General features: G+C 73.5%; 11 protein-coding genes. 5 read left to right on the top strand and 6 right to left on the bottom strand.

The genetic code is table 11. The features are described from left to right. Positions 1-29 precede the first annotated feature (29 nt). Entirely contained in the window at positions 30-1,466 is a 1,437-nt protein-coding gene (locus CKY47_RS03440; RefSeq protein ID WP_306744537.1) for a CCA tRNA nucleotidyltransferase, read from the top strand. Between the two features lie 108 nt (positions 1,467-1,574). Continuing rightward, positions 1,575-1,832 carry a response regulator transcription factor gene (locus CKY47_RS03435; protein WP_306744114.1) on the top strand — a complete coding sequence of 86 codons (258 nt, stop codon included), beginning with the start codon at positions 1,575-1,577 and terminating at the stop codon, positions 1,830-1,832. Here CKY47_RS03435 and CKY47_RS03430 read toward each other — a convergent pair. Beyond that, positions 1,810-3,120 carry an MFS transporter gene (locus tag CKY47_RS03430; protein ID WP_306744113.1) on the bottom strand — a complete coding sequence of 437 codons (1,311 nt, stop codon included), beginning with the start codon at positions 3,118-3,120 and terminating at the stop codon, positions 1,810-1,812. The two genes, CKY47_RS03435 and CKY47_RS03430, sit on opposite strands and share 23 nt — an antisense overlap. A gap of 326 nt (positions 3,121-3,446) precedes the next feature. Here CKY47_RS03430 and CKY47_RS03425 point away from each other — a divergent pair, with 326 nt between their 5' ends. Further along, positions 3,447-4,019: a YqgE/AlgH family protein gene (locus CKY47_RS03425; RefSeq protein WP_306744112.1), complete on the top strand. Its 573-nt coding sequence runs from the start codon at positions 3,447-3,449 to the stop codon at positions 4,017-4,019. Positions 4,020-4,023: 4 nt separating this feature from the next. Here CKY47_RS03425 and CKY47_RS03420 read toward each other — a convergent pair whose 3' ends face one another. Beyond that, positions 4,024-4,425 (bottom strand): SdpI family protein, encoded by a 402-nt coding sequence (locus tag CKY47_RS03420; protein WP_306744111.1) that lies wholly within the window; start codon positions 4,423-4,425, stop codon positions 4,024-4,026. A 257-nt stretch (positions 4,426-4,682) separates the two neighbouring features. On the opposite strand from CKY47_RS03420, the gene leuS reads away from it, so the two are divergent. Next, entirely contained in the window at positions 4,683-7,475 is a 2,793-nt protein-coding gene (gene leuS, locus CKY47_RS03415) for a leucine--tRNA ligase (RefSeq protein WP_306744110.1), read from the top strand. 59 nt (positions 7,476-7,534) lie between these two features. On the opposite strand, the gene CKY47_RS03410 is transcribed toward leuS, so the two are convergent. Next, positions 7,535-8,167 carry a hypothetical protein gene (locus CKY47_RS03410; protein ID WP_306744109.1) on the bottom strand — a complete coding sequence of 211 codons (633 nt, stop codon included), beginning with the start codon at positions 8,165-8,167 and terminating at the stop codon, positions 7,535-7,537. 122 nt (positions 8,168-8,289) lie between these two features. Next, positions 8,290-9,009, bottom strand: coding sequence for a TetR/AcrR family transcriptional regulator (locus CKY47_RS03405; RefSeq protein WP_306744108.1), 720 nt, complete (start codon positions 9,007-9,009; stop codon positions 8,290-8,292). A gap of 149 nt (positions 9,010-9,158) precedes the next feature. Between CKY47_RS03405 and CKY47_RS03400 the strand changes: the two genes are divergently transcribed. Continuing rightward, positions 9,159-11,273 carry an MMPL family transporter gene (locus CKY47_RS03400; protein ID WP_306744107.1) on the top strand — a complete coding sequence of 705 codons (2,115 nt, stop codon included), beginning with the start codon at positions 9,159-9,161 and terminating at the stop codon, positions 11,271-11,273. Here the strand turns inward: CKY47_RS03400 and CKY47_RS03395 are convergent. Together CKY47_RS03395 and CKY47_RS03390 are read right to left on the bottom strand one after the other, a co-directional pair. Beyond that, positions 11,270-12,292, bottom strand: coding sequence for a YncE family protein (locus CKY47_RS03395; protein ID WP_306744106.1), 1,023 nt, complete (start codon positions 12,290-12,292; stop codon positions 11,270-11,272). The two genes, CKY47_RS03400 and CKY47_RS03395, sit on opposite strands and share 4 nt — an antisense overlap. 277 nt (positions 12,293-12,569) lie before the next feature. After that, positions 12,570-14,549 carry a DUF2339 domain-containing protein gene (locus CKY47_RS03390; RefSeq protein WP_306744105.1) on the bottom strand — a complete coding sequence of 660 codons (1,980 nt, stop codon included), beginning with the start codon at positions 14,547-14,549 and terminating at the stop codon, positions 12,570-12,572. Positions 14,550-14,663 lie beyond the last annotated feature (114 nt).

Genomic DNA, 14,663 nt, shown 5'->3' with positions numbered 1-14,663 from the left:
TCCTCGTGTCCGGACCCAACGCCCCCGCCGTGCAGGACAATGCCGTGGTGGACCTGCCTACCGGCTCCCCCGTGGGGAGCTCCCCCGTCGCCGACGAGCTCGCCGACCGCTTCCACGCGGCCGGCCACCGGCTCTACCTGGTGGGCGGCAGCGTGCGGGACGCGCTGCTCGGCAGGCTGTCCGGCGACCTCGACTTCACCACCGACGCCCGGCCGCCGCAGATCCTCGCGCTGCTCAAGGGGTGGGCCGAGGCGATCTGGGACACCGGCATCGCGTTCGGCACGGTCGGGGCGAGCAAGCACGGGCAGACCGTGGAGATCACCACGTTCCGCGCGGACAGCTACGACGGCGTGTCCCGGAACCCCGAGGTGACCTTCGGCGACTCCATCGAGGGCGACCTGGTCCGGCGCGACTTCACCGCCAACGCGATGGCGTACGACCTGGTCGCGCGGCGGCTCATCGACCCGACCGGCGGACGGCGGGCGCTGCGCGAACGGGTGCTGGACACGCCCGCCACGCCGCAGGAGTCCTTCTCCGACGACCCGCTGCGGATGCTGCGCGCCGCCCGGTTCGCCTCGCAGCTCGGCTTCACCGTCGCGCCGCGCGTCCGCGAGGCCATGGCCGCCATGGCCGGCGAGCTGGGCCGCATCACGGCCGAGCGCGTCCAGGTGGAGCTGTCGAAGCTGCTCACCGGGGCGCACCCGCGCGCGGGTGTGGAGCTGATGGTCGACGCGAAGCTCGCCGACGTCGTGCTGCCCGAGCTGCCCGCGATGAAGCTGGAGATCGACGAGCACCACCAGCACAAGGACGTCTACACCCACTCCCTCACCGTGCTCGACCAGGCGATCGACCTGGAGGAGGGTCCCGAGCCCGACCTCGTGCTCCGGCTCGCCGCGCTGCTGCACGACATCGGCAAGCCGGCCACCCGCCGGTTCGAGGAGGGCGGCGGGGTGTCGTTCCACCACCACGAGGTGGTCGGCGCCAAGATGGTCCGCAAGCGTTTGCGCGCCCTCAAGTACTCGAAGGACGTCACCGAGGACGTCGCCCAGCTCGTGTACCTCCACCTGCGCTTCCACGGCTACGGCGGTGGCGAGTGGACCGACTCGGCGGTGCGCCGGTACGTGACGGACGCCGAGCACCTGCTGCCGCGCCTGCACAAGCTCGTGCGCGCCGACTGCACCACGCGCAACAGGCGCAAGGCCAACGCGCTCCAGCGCACCTACGACGACCTTGAGCGCCGCATCGAGCGGATCGCCGCCGAGGAGGACCTGAAGCGGGTCCGGCCCGACCTCGACGGCAACGAGATCATGCGGCTGCTCGGCCTGCCGCCGGGTCCGCTGGTCGGCCGGGCGTGGAAGTTCCTCAAGGAGCTGCGCCTGGACCGCGGTCCCCTGGACCACGACGAGGCGGTCGCCGAACTGCTCGCGTGGGCGCGCGCGGAGGGCGTCGAGCCGCCCGCCGAGTGACGCGGCGAGCACCCGAAGTGACCAATCTCGGTCTCGCGGGGTGGTCAGTGACAGGCGGTTGCGGGACCATGACCCTGTGCGCAGGACGTGCACTGGGGGTGGTGTCGCATGAACGCGTGGGGGTTGTCCGAGGGGGGCACCCGGGCGCAGGGCCTGGAAGCGTTGACCGATCGACAACGGGCGGTGCTCCGCTGCCTGGCCAGGGGGTTGGCCGATCACGAGATCGCGAGGGTGCTGGCCATCAGCCAGCGCCAGGTGGGGGTGGTGGTGTCGGAGATCCTGGGGGCGCTGAGCCTGCGGGACCGGATGGCGGCGGTGGTCTACGCCCACGAGACGGGCGTGATCAGGCTCCCGCTGCCGAGGTAGCGGTCCGCCGGGTCATCAGCAGGTAGCCGAGCAGTCCGAGCAGGTACGCCGTCGTCGCGGCGACCACCAGACCGGGTGATCGGCCGTCCAGGGGGACGACGGCCGCCGCGGCGGTGACGGCGGCCACCTGCGTGGCGTTGAACAGCGTGTCGTACAGGGCGAACACCCGGCCGCGGACCTCGTCGCCGATGTCGCCCTGCACGGCCGCGTCCACGCACAGCTTCACGACCTGCCCGGCGAACGTGAGCAGGAACGACGCGGCGAGGATCGTCGGCAGCAGCATCGGCAGGCCGAGGCCCAGCTGGGTGGACGCGGCCAGCAGGAGCGCCCCGCACACGGTGCCTCGGCGGCCCAGCACGGCCACGACCCGGTCGGTCACCAGGCCCGCGAGCAGGATGCCCGCGCCACCGGCCACGGCGACCTCGCCGAGCCCGGCCAGGCCCGCCTTCAGCGGGCCGAAGTCCTCCAGCGAGTGGCGCATCAGCAGCAGCGTGAGCAGCAGCGACGCGCCGAACGCCGCCCGGTGCGCGAGCAGCGCCAGCAGCGCGGCGGCGACCGTGGGGGTGCGCCACGCGGCACGCGCGCCGTCCAGCAGGCCGTGCGCGACGGCGGTCAGCGTCCGGCTCGGCTCGTCGACCTCGTCCGGGCCGAGCGCGCCGCGGCCGAACCGGGACGCCAGGAGCGCGGCGGCCAGCGAGCCGAGCACGGCGAAGGCCGTGGCGGACCCCGAGCCGCCGTCACCGGCGCCGAACAGCTCCCGCAGCCCGACCGCGCAGCCCGCGCCGAGCACCGCGGTGAGCGCGCCCGCCGTGGTGACGAACGCGTTGGCCTCGACCAGGTGGTCCTCGTGCACGACGTGCGGCAGCGACGCGGACAGCCCGGAACCGACGAACCGGCTGACGCCCGTCACGACGAGCGCCGCGGCGTACAGCGGCACGCCGGCCAGTCCGAGTCCGACCGCGACGGCGGTGAGCAGCACGAACAGCCCGCGTGCGAGGTTCGCCACGACGAGCACGCGGCGGCGGTCCCACCGGTCGAGCAGGGCGCCCGCGAACGGTCCGACCACCGAGTACGGCAGGAGGAGCACGGCGAACCCGGCGGCCACGGCGAGCGGGTCGGCGTGGCGCTCGGGGTTGAACAGCACGGCGCCCGCGAGGCCGGCCTGGAACAGGCCGTCGCCCCACTGGGCCGCCAGCCTGGAGGCGAGCAGCCTGCGGAAGTCCGGCGCGGCGAGGAGCTTGCGGGCACCGAGGTGGTGCTGTGCCGTGCCGGCACCGGCGGTGGTCACGGGGACGAGCCTATGCCTCCTGCCGGCGGAACGGCCCCCTGACCACCGGAGCACCGCGGGGACCGGCCCGAAGGTCGTGCCCGAAGGTGGTGCCGGGAGGTGGTGGCCAGGAAGGCCGGACCCGCAAGGGTCCGGCCTCCCTGGTGCCAGGCGCCCGGTCGCCTCACGGCGGCTTGCGCAGCGCGGCTCCAGCCGAACGGTATTCCGCGAAGGCGGTTTCTAGTGAGCCCGGGGGACACGAAGACGCCTGACGGTTCGTACAACGACCACGGTAGCCCGGTTGTTCCGCCCCCTGTGTGATCCACGTCTTCTGAGATCATGCAGGGGTGCGCCCTGATGCCGATGTCGAACCGGGTTCGCTGCTGGTCGCGGCACCGAGCCTGGTCGACCCCAACTTCCGCCGGACCGTGGTCTACGTCATCGACCACCGCGGCGAGGGCACCCTCGGGGTCGTCCTGAACAGGCCCAGCGAGGTGGCGGTGCACGACGTGCTGCCCGTCTGGGGCCCGCACGTCACCCGCCCGCAGGCGGTGTACATCGGCGGCCCGGTCGAGCAGAAGACCGCGCTGTGCCTCGCCGCGATGCGCACCGGGCAGGACCTGGCTTCACTCGAAGGTGTGGTCGCCGTGCACGGTCCGGTTGCCTTGGTCGACCTGGACGCCGACCCGGACGCCCTGGTGCCGAAGGTGCGCGGCATGCGGGTGTTCGCCGGCTACTCGGGGTGGAGCGAGGGCCAGTTGGCGGGTGAGGTCGAGCGCGGCGACTGGATCGTGGTCAAGGGCCTGCCCGACGACGTGCTCACGCCGCCCGGCGTCGACCTGTGGGGTCGGGTGCTGCGCCGCCAGGGCATGCCGACGGCGCTGCTGGCCACGTTCCCGACGGACGTCCGCCGGAACTGAGGGGTCAGGCGCGGGAGAGCACGCCGCACCCGCCGCCGGCGCAGGCGCACCCGCCGCAGCCGGCCGGGGTGGGCTCGGGCATGGCCTCGGCCGCCCGGTGCCCCAGCACGCCGCCCGCGCTCGCGACCACGACGCTGCCGACGAGCCCGATCAGGCCGATGACCAGGGAGGCTGCCGGGTTGACCGCGCCCGCGACCGCCGCGACCAGCGCGATGGCGCCCGCCGCCAGGGTGGGCACGGCCGCGATCTTGTTGGCCAGGGCGAACGCCTCGTCGTCGCGGAGGGTGGCCTTGGTGCGCACGCCGAAGAACCGGTTGCGGTGCAGCGCCCCGCGCAGGCCCAGGAAGCCGACCGCTCCGAAGGCGACGCCGATCAGACCCAGTACCACAGGCAGCACGATGTTCACCCTGACGAGGGTAGGCCGGTCCTCCGACCTCGGTCGAACCAGCCCCGCGTGACGTCCGCTGCACCGGAAGGCGCCCACCGCGTCGTCGCACTTGCGCTGCGCTGATACCGTTGACGGCATGAGCAAGGCCCGCCTGCTCCTTAGCTAGCCGCGCAGACCTCGTCAGGCCAGGTCGGCGCGGCAACCCCTCATGCCTCATCCAGGCTGGGGGGTTTCGTCATGTCAGGGGCAGGTATCCGATGGAGAGGGACATCCCGATGAGCACCGACGCGGCGGACGAGAAGCCCGCCTTCCGCTACACCGCCGAACTGGCCGGCGAGATCGAGAAGCGGTGGCAGCAGCACTGGGAGGAGCACGGCACCTTCCACGCGCCGAACCCGGTCGGCCCGCTCCAGGGCGACGTGCCCGCGGACAAGCTGTTCGTGCAGGACATGTTCCCGTACCCGTCGGGCTCGGGCCTGCACGTGGGTCACCCGCTGGGCTTCATCGGCACGGACGTCTACGCCCGGTACCACCGCATGAACGGCCGCAACGTCCTGCACACGATGGGCTTCGACGCGTTCGGCCTGCCCGCCGAGCAGTACGCCGTGCAGACCGGCCAGCACCCGCGCAAGACCACCGAGGACAACATCCAGACCTACCTGCGGCAGATCCGCAGGCTGGGCCTGGGCCACGACGAGCGCCGGCGGATCTCCACGATCGACCCGGACTACTACAAGTGGACCCAGTGGATCTTCCTGCAGATCTTCGACTCCTGGTACGACCCGCGCGTGGCCAAGGCCCGGCCGATCGCCGAGCTGGTCGCCGAGTTCGAGTCGGGTGAGCGCGCCACGCCCGGCGCGCCGTGGGCCGAGCTGACCGGCCACGAGCGGGAGAAGCTGCTGGGGCAGCACCGCCTGGCCTACCTGTCCGAGGCGCCGGTGAACTGGTGCCCCGGCCTGGGCACCGTGCTGGCGAACGAGGAGGTCACCGCCGACGGCCGCAGCGAGCGCGGCAACTTCCCGGTGTTCCGCCGCTCCCTGCGCCAGTGGATGATGCGGATCACCGCCTACTCGGACCGCCTGGTGGACGACCTGGACCGGCTGGACTGGCCGGAGAAGGTCAAGTCGATGCAGCGGAACTGGATCGGCCGCTCCAACGGCGCGCGGGTCAGGTTCGCGGTCGGGGACCACGACATCGAGGTGTTCACCACCCGCCCGGACACGCTGTTCGGCGCCACCTACGTGGTGCTGGCGCCCGAGCACCCGCTGGTCGACGTGATCACCGCGCCCGAGCGGGCCGACGAGATCGCCGCCTACCGGCGCGAGGTGGCGCGCAAGTCCGACCTGGACCGGCAGGAGAACAAGGACAAGACCGGCGTCTTCACCGGCGCGCACGCCACCAACCCGGTCAACGGCGCGCACATCCCGGTGTACGTCGCGGACTACGTGCTGATGGGCTACGGCACCGGCGCGATCATGGCCGTGCCCGGGCAGGACCAGCGCGACTGGGACTTCGCGAAGAAGTTCGACCTGCCGATCATCCGCACCGTGCAGCCGCCCGAGGGCTTCGACGGCGAGGCGTACACGGGCGCGGGCCCCGCGATCAACAGCAGCCACGAGAGCAGCCTGAGCCTGGACGGCCTGGACGTCGCCGAGGCGAAGAAGAAGGTCATCGCCTGGCTGGAGGAGCACGACCGCGGCGAGGGCACCGTGCAGTTCAAGCTGCGCGACTGGCTGTTCTCCCGCCAGCGGTACTGGGGCGAGCCGTTCCCGATCGTCTACGACGAGGACGGCACGCCCGTCGCGGTGCCCGAGTCGATGCTGCCGATCGAGCTGCCGGAGGTGGACGACTACTCGCCGCGCACGTTCGAGCCGGAGGACGCGAACTCCGAGCCGTCGCCGCCGCTGTCGCGCGCCGAGGAGTGGGTGACCGTCGAGCTGGACCTGGGCGACGGCCCCAGGAAGTACCGCCGCGAGACCAACACCATGCCCAACTGGGCGGGGTCGTGCTGGTACCAGCTGCGGTACGTGGACCCGACCGAGACCGAGCGGTTCGTCAACGCGGAGAACGAGCGCTACTGGCTGGGCCCGCGCCCGGCCGAGCACGGTGACGCGGACCCGGGCGGCGTCGACCTGTACATCGGCGGCGTCGAGCACGCCGTGCTGCACCTGCTGTACGCGCGGTTCTGGCAGAAGGTGCTGTTCGACCTGGGCCACCTGACGGGCGACGAGCCGTACCGGCGGCTGTTCAACCAGGGCTACATCGAGGCGTACGCCTACACCGACGCGCGCGGCGCGTACGTGCCCGCCGAGCGGGTGGAGGAGCGCGACGGCAAGTACTTCTTCGAGGGCGGGGAGGTGCGGCGCGAGTACGGCAAGATGGGCAAGAGCCTGAAGAACGTCGTCACGCCCGACGAGATGTGCGAGAAGTACGGCGCGGACACGTTCCGGCTGTACGAGATGTCGATGGGCCCGATGGACGTGTCGCGGCCGTGGGCGACGAAGGACGTCGTCGGCGCGCAGCGGTTCCTGCAACGGCTGTGGCGCAACCTGGTCGACGAGACCACCGGCGAGCCGCGGGTGACGTCGGAGGAGCCGGGCGAGGAAGCGCTGCGGCTGCTGCACAGGACGATCGCGGGTGTGCACGACGACTACGCGAACCTGCGCTACAACACGGCCGGCGCGAAGCTGATCGAGCTGAACAACCACGTCACCAAGCACTACCCGGGCGGTGCGCCGCGCGTCCTGGCGGAGCCGCTGGTGCTGATGCTGGCCCCGCTGAGCCCGCACGTGGCCGAGGAGCTGTGGGCGAAGCTGGGCCACACCGGGTCGCTGGCCCACGGCCCGTTCCCGGTGGCCGACGAGGGGTACCTGGTGGAGGACACCACCGAGTACCCGATCCAGGTCAACGGCAAGGTGAAGGCGCGCGTCGTCGTCGCCGCGTCGGCGTCGCAGGACGAGGTGGGGGCGGCGGCGCTGGCCGAGGAGAAGGTGGCGGAGCTGCTGGCCGGCAAGGAGCCGCGCAAGGTCATCGTCGTCCCGGGCCGACTGGTCAACGTGGTGCTGTAACCGCCCCCGGGGGGCGTGGGGCGGTGATCCCGGCCGGTGGGCCGGGGTCGCCGCCCTCCCTACGGTCGCGGGAGTTGGGCGGCGACCTCGGCGAGCGCGTCGAGCAGCTCGGGGTCGGGCGTGCCGCCCGCGGGTTCGGACTCGGCGATCGCGATGGTCGTGTCCACGGTCTCCGACCAGTAGTGCGCGGCGGTGAACGGGATGTCCGCCATGCCCAGGACGGTCGTGCCGAGCGGCCGCACGTCGCCCGAGCCGTGCACGTCCACGACGTCCTCGAACTGGCGGGCCTGCTTGCGGCCGGGGAAGGTGACCCAGGCGACCGAGACGACGGCCGCGCCGCCCGCGCCGTCGCCGACCGCCAGCAGCAGGCGGTCCAGCGAGGTGCACGGCGTGTGCGCGAAGAAGTCGCGGACCCGGCCGAACGAGTTGGCGTGGCAGTCCAGCTCCTGCTTGACGGCCTGCTTGGTGATCCGCACGCCCAGGTGGGCGACCGCGCCCTCGACGTCGCCGCCGCGCGCGCTGCGCTTGGCGTCCCACTTGCGCACGCCGATGCTCTCGACGGGCGCCGCGCCCCCGCCGCCGCCCGCGCCGGAGTTCAGCGCCGCGCCGCCGGCGCCGCCCGCTCCGGCGAGCACGACGAGCACCGCGGCCACGAGCGCCACGCCGCCACCACCCGATTCCTTCTTCGCCACCGCCCCGCCTCAGTCGACCCCCGTGGACCCCGCACCATGCAACCCCGACGAGTGCGGCCCGGATGCGCCCGTACCGCGAAAAGCGCTCGAACGGCCCAGCGGGTCCCTCCGGAAGTCGCAGCTCACGGTTGCGGAGCGAAACCCGCCTCGCTCAACATGCGCGACAGCATGGAATCGAACAGCGGCTCAGGGTCGGCCACCGCGAACGGGAACCGCCCGAACACCTCCAGCGCCACGTGCCCGTAGATCCGGACCCAGCACTGCGTGATGTGGTGGACCGCGCCGAGCGTCAGCGCGGCCTCGTCGACCGCCGACCCGTCGGCGTCCACCGCCGCCAGCAGCACCTGCCGGAACGCGGCGAGGTCGGCGTGCAGCTCGGCGGGCACGTCCGCGCCGACGCCCTCGGGCATCGGGTGCGCGACGATCAACCGGCCCGCGACCCGGAGGAACACCCGGCCGAACGGGTCGCCGACCACGTGGCGGTGCGCGTCCGGCCCGCACCGGCCCAGGTGGTCCTCGGTGGAGGCGAAGACCAGCGCGAACTCCTGGGGGTGCGCCAGGGCCCAGCGCCGGAACCCCCGGCACACGGCGAAGACCTGCGCGGCCACGTCGTGCTCGTCGACGCCCGCCAGGCCCCGGTCCAGTTCGGCGGCGAGGTCGGCGCACACGTCCTCGGCGAGGCTGCGGAGCAGGTCCTCGCGCGAGTCGTAGTAGCGGTAGAGCGCGGGGGCGGTGATGCCGACCTCCCGGGCGATCGCACGCAACGTGACGGCGTCGCGTCCGTGTTCCACGAGCAGGGCACGCGCCTGGCGACGGATCTCGCGCTCGGTGTCGGCACGCATCCGTTCCCGCCGCGTGGCCTCCGTCATATGTCACCCAATCAGGTTGTAGTGGTTATCGACCGGGTATAAATTCCCAGCTGGTCTAGTGAACGGTGTTCACCGAATTGACGCCATTCGCGCAACGGTAGCCCATCAACCTGGGAGGACACGTGTTCGCGAAGTGGGGATCGCTCGCCTACCGGCGTCGCTGGGCGGTGCTGGTCGCGACCGTCGTCCTGGCGGTGGTGGGCGGTATCTGGGGCCTCGGCGTGTTCGACAAGCTGAGCCAGGGCGGCTACGAGGCGCCCGACAGCGAGGCCGCGCGCGCCACCGAGGTCGCCCAGGAGGCGTTCGGCCGCCAGGGCGGTGACGTCCTCGCCGTCTACGACACCGTCGACCCGGCCGACCTCCAGCGGATCGCCGCCGAGCTGGCCGACCTGCCGCGCGACGCCGTGCTGAACGTCCTGCCGCCCGTGCCCTCGCCGGAGGGCGGCAAGTCCCTCGTCGTGATCACGCTCGCCTCCGGCGACTCCAACACGCAGATCAAGCAGTACGAGCAGATCGCCGGCGAACTGGCGGTCGACGGACGGCAACCGCTGGTCGGCGGCTTCGTGCCGACGCAGAAGGCGATCAGCGACATGTCCGCCTCCGACCTCACCAAGGCCGAGGCCGTGTCGCTGCCGATCGTGCTGCTCCTGCTCGTGGTCATCTTCGGCGGCCTGGTCGCCGCCTCGCTGCCGGTGCTCGTCGGCGGCCTCGCGATCCTCGGCTCGCTCGGCGTGCTGCACGCCGTGTCCCACGCGGCGGACGTCAACTCGTTCGCGGTCAACGTGGCCAGCCTGCTCGGCCTCGGCATGGCGATCGACTACGGCCTGTTCATGGTCGGCCGGTTCCGGGAGGAGCTGGCCGCGGGCCGCGCCGTGCCCGACGCCGTGCGCCGCACCGTCATGTCCGCCGGCCGCACCGTGCTGTTCTCGGCGACGCTGCTGGTCATCGCGCTGGCCGGGCTGCTGCTGTTCCCGCAGGGCTTCCTCAAGTCGCTCAGCTACGGCGGCATGGCGGCGGTGGCCATCGCCGCGCTGGTGTCGCTGACCCTGCTGCCCGCGCTGCTGGGCGTCCTGGGCCACCGCGTCGACAAGCTCGCCATGCCGTGGCGCAAGGACAAGGCCCCGTCCGAGGCGGGCTGGCGGCGGCTCGCGGGCCGGGTCATGAAGCGCCCGGTGCTGTTCGCGCTGCCCATCGTGCTGCTGCTGCTCGGGCTCGGCGCGCCGTTCCTGGGCGTGAAGTTCGGCGAGGTCACCGAGAAGGTGCTGCCCGAGGGCAACCCGGCGCGGGTCGCCGCCGAGACCATCAACACCGACTTCGCCGCGCTGTCCAACACCGGCTTCAAGATCGTGGTCACCGGTGACCCGTCGCCCGCCGAGGTGCAGGAGTTCGTCGGCCGGGTCGGCGAGGTGCCCGGCGTGGGCGAGGCGCGGCTCGCCGCCGAACCCGCCGACGGCGTCTGGTCGATCACCGCCGGCCTCGACCAGGACCCGCTGAGCGACCGGTCGAAGCAGGCGCTGAAGGACGTGCGGGCGCTCGACGGCCCCGGCGACGAGGTGCTCGTGGGCGGCAGCACCGCGATGGTGTCCGACAGCCTCGACGCCATCGCCGACACGCTGCCGCTGATGATCGTGCTGCTCGTCGGCGCCACGTTCGTGTTGATGTTCCTCGCGTTCGGCTCGGTGCTGCTGCCGATCAAGGCCGTGGTGATGAGCGCGCTCAGCCTGTCCGCCACGTTCGGCGTGCTGGTGTGGGTGTTCCAGGAGGGCCACGGCGCGTCGCTGCTCGGCGTCACCCCCGCGCCGCTGGAGTCCGGCATCGTCGTGCTGATGGCGGCCGTGGTGTTCGGCCTGTCCACCGACTACGAGGTGTTCCTGCTGTCCCGCATGGTCGAGGCGCGCGGGCGCGGCGCGTCCACCGAGGAGGCGGTGACGACGGGCCTCGCCAAGACCGGCCGGGTCATCACCGCGGCGGCGCTGCTGCTGATCGTGGTGACCGGCGCGTTCGCGTTCTCGCAGATCACGATGATGCGGTTCGTCGGCGTCGGCATGATCCTCGCGCTCGCCCTCGACGCCACCGTGGTGCGGATGCTGCTCGTGCCCGCGGTGATGAGGCTGCTCGGCGACGCCGCGTGGTGGGCGCCCGGTCCGCTGCGGCGCATCCAGGAGCGCGTGGCGATCCACGAGGACGCGCCCGCCGACGACGAGGAGACGCCACAGCCCGCCCGGGCGATGTCCTAGTCCCGGTCCGAGCCGGGCGGCCGCTCGAAGGCGATGGTCGTGGCCTCGAAGCCTCGACCGTCGTCGTCGAGGCCGCTGAGCCGGTACGTCGCCAGCACCCGGTCGTCCGCGCTGTCCAGCACGGTGGTCGTGTTCCCGGAGGCCAGGAACACGCGGCGGTCGCCGGGCGCGATGGCCAGCGCCCGCGCCGCGAACGGCAGGGTCCGGCTCGCGCGCGTGTCCGTGTCCAGCACGGCCACGCCCCGGTCGAGCGCCACGTAGACGCGCCGCCCGTCCGGGGTGACCGCGAGGTTGCCCGCGCCCTCGCCGACCGGCGTCGACCAGCGGACGCGGTGGTCCACCGGGTCGACCTCGGACACCGTGCCGGTGCCCTCCCCCACGTCCAGGGAGCTGACGTAGACCGCGGAGCCGTCGGGGCTGACCGCCACGTGCTGCGGCAGGCCGCCCACCTCGACCGCCGCCACCGGGCTCGCGGACGCCGTGTCGACCACGACCAGCGTGCCGTCCTGGGCGTTGGCCACGTAGAGCCGCCCGCCGTCGGGGCTGATCGCGATGCCCTGCGGCCGGCCGCCCACGGTGATCGCGGCGACCAGCCGGAACCCCTCCGGGTCGATCACCGCGACCGAGTCGCCGCCGGTCACGTAGAGCCGGCCCCCGTCGGGGCGCATCACCGCCTCGGCGAGCTGCGCGCCCGCGTCGATGCGGCCGACCACCTTGCCGCCGGCGGTGTCGATGGCCGTGACGACGCCCGCCCACCCGTTGACCACGTACGCGCGTCGCCCGTCCGGGGCCACCGCGGCGCCCGTCGTCCACGAGCCGCTCCGCGCGCGGGCCACGACCGTGCCGTCGGTGGTGTCGAGGACCTGGAGCGCGCCGCCGTGCGCCACGAAGTACGCCCTGGGCGCGAGCGTGCTCGCCGCCGTGACGACGGGCGGTGGCGGTCGGCCCGCGGTGGAGAGCGCGGCGGCGAGGAGCAGGGCGGCCGTTCCCGCCGCGGCGGCGGTGCGTCGTCCCCACATGCTGCGAGGGGAACACCCGGACCGGTCGCGGTTCCACCGCGGTGCTACGGACGTGTGGCATTCATGCCGGACCGGGTGATCGTCGGTGTAGGCGCGGCGGGCGCCGCCCGCGACGGCGGGGCGGACGGCGCTGAGCCGTGCGCCCGGCGCCGGTCGCTCGGGGGGCGAAACGACCGACGCCGGGCTCCAGCCGGTGCTCGCGCACCGGTGGCCCAACCCCGACGACGTAGAACTACCACCAGGTTGACGCAGCGCGCGGCGTTTTGGCTCCCGAGAGCTACGAATCAGCCGAAATTCGTCGCGTTGCCACCAACTTGGCGTAACGCGTACCCGCCGTCAGGAGGACGAGGCCCGCCCCGATGAAGGCCAGGACCCGCGCGATGCCGTCCAGCGCGGCCAGGTCGAACAGCAGCAGCTTCGCCACCGCGGCCCCGACCAGCACCAACCCCGCCACCCGCACCGCCCGCCGGTCGATGCCCTTCACCAGCAGGAACAGGGCGGCGACCGTCCACGACACGGTCACGACCGAGTGACCGAACACGAACCCGGTGACGTCCTGTGACACCAGCAGGGCGCCGCACAGCACCACGCCCGCCGCCGCGTACAGCAGGACGACCCCGGCGACGACCCACGGGAGCGGGTGCCTGCCCAGCACGCCGAGGCCCGACGCGACCCACGGCAGCACGACCGCCAGCACGCCCAGCACCAGCGCGGTCAGCACCCCGGACACCAGGAACCCGACCGTCGCGGCCCGGCGCGGTTCGTCGAGCAGCAGCTCCGGCGGCACGGCGTGGGCCAGCGTGAGCAGCGTGCCGACGGCGGCGAACGCGGCCGACCCGATCAGCGGGCCGCGCGAGGCGAGCAGCTTGGCCGACACCGCCAGCACCAGCGCCTCCAGCAGCACCACGGCGGCGCGCGTGCCGCCGTCCAGCGCCACGGCCGTCGCCTGGAACGCGGCGAACACGCCGACCGCGCCGATCCCCGCCGTGAAGGCGCGCGGCAGGCTCCGGCGGCCGACCGCCCACAGGGCGAGCAGCACGAGCGCCACCGCACCGGCGACCGCCGCGCCCAGGTGCCGGTCGAGCACCGACACCGTGAGGAGGGCGGGCACCGGCGAGCCGACCGCCAGCGCGAGCGCCGTCAGGTCGTCCGGCCGGACGCGCGCGGTCAGCACCGCGCCCGCCACGCCGACCACGGCGGCCAGCAGCGCGATCGCCGCCAGCACGTGCTGGTCGGTGCGGCCGATCACCAGCACCGTCGCGACCAGCGGCGGCACGCCCGCGGTGACCGCGAGCCACGGCCAGGCGCGCTTGAGGTGCACCGGCGTCGCGGCCGTCTTCAGCACCAGCAGGAAGCCGACGAGCAGCGGCGTGAAGCCCGCCGTGAGGATCGGCGCGCACACGGCGCACGCCGCCACCACACCGATCGCGAGCACCGGCGAGTCCCACTTCGCCGCCAGCAGCAGGCCGCCGGCGGCGATGACCAGCCCGGCCGCGAGCCCACCGCCCTCCGGCAGGTAGGAGTAGATGGAGGTGGCGGCGACGACGTCGAGGTAGAGCACCGCGATGCCGGTGGCGGCCAGGGCGAACGCCCCCGTGCGTCCCGCCGGCGTGCGGTGCAGCCACAGGCCGACGCCGACCAGCACCCCGCCGAGCGCCGCGCCGCCGAGGACGCGGGGCAGCGGGCCCAGGTAGCCGCGCTGGACGGCGAGGACCAGCAGCATGACGACGCCGAGCAGCGTGACCGCGCCGCCGACCCAGGCGAGCAGCTTGCTGCCCGCGCCGTCCTGGCTCAGCCGGTCGAACAGCGAGCGGCGCGGGGGCGGCGGGGTCCACTGCGGCGGCGGGCCCCAGCCGTGGCCGGGGTGCGGTGGCGGTGGCGGTGGCATCGACCCGGTCTGGAAGGGCGGCCGGACCGGCTGGGGCGGGATCGGCTGGGGCGGAACCGGCTGGGGCGGGACCGGCTGCCGCTGCACCGGCGGCCGGCCCGGTGGCGGCTGGACGCGCGGCGCCTCGACCTCCGCCTTCTCGACCCGGGGAGCTTTCGGCTCGGGCGTTTCCGCGCGCGTGGTCGCCGCGTCGGTGGTCCCGGCGTCGGCGGTCCCGGCGCGTGCCGCGTCGGCGGGCCGCTCCAGCGTGGCCACGGCGCGGTCGTCACCCACGCGGTGCAGCTCCCGGCCCACCGCTTCGAGGCGGCGGCCGAGGTGCGACAGCTCGTCCGCCAGTCGGATCAGGGGGTCGTGCCCGGTCCCGGTCATGTGACCAGGATCGTCCCGATCGGGTGTATCCGACATCCGTACCTCTACTCAACCCGCGCACCGAACCGCACCGGACCGGACGACCCGCCGGGTGCGCCCGGGAGTGGGAGGCTG

The organism is Saccharothrix longispora (assembly GCF_030852425.1).
GTDB classification, from domain to species: domain Bacteria; phylum Actinomycetota; class Actinomycetes; order Mycobacteriales; family Pseudonocardiaceae; genus Actinosynnema; species Actinosynnema longispora.
The sequence above is the reverse complement of the archived record's forward strand: the minus strand, read 5'-3'. Positions and strand labels throughout refer to the sequence as shown.